3 protein-coding genes are annotated in these 3,043 nt (G+C 54.8%); all 3 read right to left on the reverse strand.

The window, feature by feature from the left end:
- Positions 1-38 precede the first annotated feature (38 nt).
- On the reverse strand, positions 39-509 hold the full coding sequence (locus JK202_RS16070; RefSeq protein ID WP_015075013.1) for a hypothetical protein: 471 nt from the start codon (positions 507-509) through the stop codon (positions 39-41).
- 619 nt (positions 510-1,128) lie between these two features.
- Positions 1,129-2,433: a HEPN/Toprim-associated domain-containing protein gene (locus JK202_RS16075; protein WP_016738508.1), complete on the reverse strand. Its 1,305-nt coding sequence runs from the start codon at positions 2,431-2,433 to the stop codon at positions 1,129-1,131.
- Positions 2,426-3,043 (reverse strand): hypothetical protein (locus JK202_RS16080; protein WP_249200191.1); only part of this gene is annotated, 618 nt, incomplete at its 5' end. The genes JK202_RS16075 and JK202_RS16080, both read right to left, overlap by 8 nt.

The following is a 3,043-nucleotide window of genomic DNA, read 5'->3' on the forward strand; positions in this document are numbered from 1 at the left end:
TCAGAATGGCGGCATGACAACAACCGGGTATAGCTTATTCAAACCCAAAAACTGTCCAAACAGACGGAGCCACCTCTACCCCCTGTTTTCCGATTCCAGATGAACTTAGTATAAGCTACCGCCGTCGGATCGTGGATTGCTTGAATCGTCCGGTTTGGCCTAAAGCAGGCAACAACCTTCCCAGGCACTTCATCGATAGTCAGACGCTCAAAGGTGACCCTGAAAATGTTGCCTATGTCGATCCCACTGTCCTTGGACTCGTTAGTGGTGAAGTACTCCCAGCCGGAGAGGACGCGAGCCAGATAGTAGTTTCCTTGGGTGTCGCGGGTCCAGACGAGATCGTCTTTCTGGACGCGCTCCCTGATGTAGGCGCAGGTCTTTAGATCTTTGTGGATGTTTACGGCAACCTTATAGAACGTATCCCAGTCCGCCGTTTCTTGAATCTCATCCACCAGCCAACCAACGCCCAAGATGCCCTGTTTTAGGCAGTAAGCGAAGGTATCAGCCATCGACGCAAACCCGCCGCCAGGGCGAACGTGTAATCTAAATACGGACATCGTGTCGCACCTCAGATCAGATCGTGAAGGTCGGGGCCGCGCAGTTTAAAACATTGACCCCGCTGCTTTCCTCTGCGCCTGCTGCCTCTAATCGGAAGGCAACAAACCGCCCCCGGAAGGAACATCGAACCGACGACGCGAAAGGAAAATCAATGATGATATGTCTGCTCACGGCAATGACATCAAGCAACTTCAGCTCGCATCTGGCACGGTGGCGACTGCGGCCTGACCGCTCAAAGACTACAGTGCGGATATAGGTAGCTCTGGGGGGTAAGCAGAATGTCGGTTATTGGTAAGGAGTGATCGAAAGCTGCCATTCGCGGTGCTCACGCTTAAGACGGTTATCGACCAGCTCAAGTCGTTCCGGTGCGGCCGCCAGAACGTCCGCCAACACCGGAACCGGACCTTCGTTCGCTGGGTGGGTGCCGGTCGGCTGCGCGCCCATCCAAGCCGTTCAAGTGAAAAGTTTGCGCGACTATAAGCGAACACTCTGCTTATGACCGGGGCCGAGACAACACCGTCGTGGTTAAATACAACGGTACAGTCCGATTTCTGACAAGCGCTATCATACCTACGCGAGGCGTTTCCCAGTCCGCAGGTAAACCAAGCCTGAATTCTCTTGCACCAGATCGAAGTTGTGCTGCCACACTCGCTCCAAGTCAGGAAACGAGGCTCGCGCCGCTTCTGGGCCTTCTACCGTCGCGATGTTCTTTCGGAAGGCTTCCAATACCTGGCGCTTACCATCCACCTCACCTTGGTATTTCCCCGCTGACGCTACGTAGCTGGCCCACCTGACCGGTCTCAGTTCGCCGTTACTTAAGAGCGCCTCTCGCCCCATATAAAGCTCTATTCCTGCCGCTTGCCCGTTCACGTCTAAGATAGCTGGACCACTCCGTCCCACGGTTGGATACGCCTTGGCCACGTCGCTGTCGGGATAGCGCGTAACGATGATATTAAACGGAAGCTTCAAGGCTCTCGCCTGCTCGTAGGCCTGGATGCCCACAGTGTCGTTGTCGAAGATCGCCAGAATGCGCGACGTGGATCGTGCGGCTGCAATCGCCTTGAGGAATTTTACGAGGTAGTGCGCACCGCCGTCTACGGATAGCTCCGCGTGATTGAAGAACGAGAAATAATCCATCAGGTCTGGGTGCATCGCCCCTAGCCCAAGCCTGAGCGCGGTCAGGTCGCTGCTCCCCTCAGCCATGACCATAGTAGGAGCGAGCATTTGAAGTTGACACGGTGCATTCTCCCTCGCCCGCGAGCAGATTGGCTCATGCTCGTCAACGTATTCGCCAAGAAGATCGCTGATATCGAGGCGGACTTCTTTTATATCCGGCACCGCATCCAGCAGCGCGCGCAACCCTAGATGGGAGCCGTAGCCAGCGAACCAAAGATAACCATCGTCGGGTTCGTGAAACTGGTTCCTGAATGGGTCGCTGGCGAGATCGCTTTGGATCCGGTCATAGTTGGCGAAGTCATAGCGGATGCGGAGCGCACCTGAGGCAAAGCGGCACCATTCCTGATAGGTCAGACCGTTCAATCCCTTCAGCATCTTTGCCGCGTGCTCAGATATTACTTCTTGGTCGGACCACCCCTCAGTGTTGTCTCGCCATTGCTCCTGTTCCTCAGTGAGCCAAGTTTCGAACGCCCTTTGAACGGCCTCGTCCGTTGCTCCTAGAATCGATAAGCGGCGTAGGATAACATCGCGGCTCGCCGCATATTCGACACAAAGGTCGGGATCTGCGCCAACCTCTTGGGTTGGCCTCGTTTCGCGCCTATCTCGCTCCTGAAAGAGCGCAGCCCAATCACCGGGCACCTCGGATTTAGATCCACAGATGCTCAACTTGTCAAAGTGGATTCCGCAGTAGCTACCCATCCAACACGGATCCCTTCGATGCTGGTGCTTTCCAAAGCCGCTTGCCCGTCTTCTCGTCGCGCCATGTCACAAAGCCGGGATAATCCCTTTCAACGGCCGAGAAAAGAGCAACTGTTTCGTAGGTGGGGATGAAATACAGCCACTCCTCCTTATCCCGATCGCTGGTGAAGAGATCTCCACTCATGTCTCCCTCGAACGCTGCGCTCCCAACCACAATGAAGCTATGGATAGGGCGATGGGCGACAAACAGCGCGTCGCGCTGCTCATTATGTCGGTCTTCTAGGTCGTAAAGTTCCCAGAATTCGCTTCGATTATAACAGTCGACGATAGGCGCGTCTGGCTTCTTAGGAAACCAGTCCAGCGACATCTTTGTCGCCCGTGTCTCGTCGCTCACTTTGGCGGTAGATTCGAATAGCTTCCTAACGGAGTAACAGCCAATGAACAGGTCGTGCTCATACTGAGCGCTCTGACGCTCGGTGAGCGTTTCCTTCTGACGATATTTCTCGATCCTATCCGCCATCTTTAACAGCAGCTGGAGGGATCGAAGAACCGTTGGTTGATGCGCCTGGCTCGTGATTTCAGGCTTTTGGCGATTTGATTGACGGTTTTT

The organism is Gluconobacter sp. Dm-62, assembly GCF_018256155.1.
In the GTDB taxonomy this organism is placed as follows: Bacteria; Pseudomonadota; Alphaproteobacteria; order Acetobacterales; family Acetobacteraceae; genus Gluconobacter.

Coding starts and splice junctions, on each gene's coding strand:
- JK202_RS16070 (WP_015075013.1), bottom strand. CDS start 509: ATGGCTGATACCTTCGCTTACTGCCTAAAACAGGGCATCTTGGGCGTT.
- JK202_RS16075 (WP_016738508.1), bottom strand. CDS start 2,433: ATGGGTAGCTACTGCGGAATCCACTTTGACAAGTTGAGCATCTGTGGA.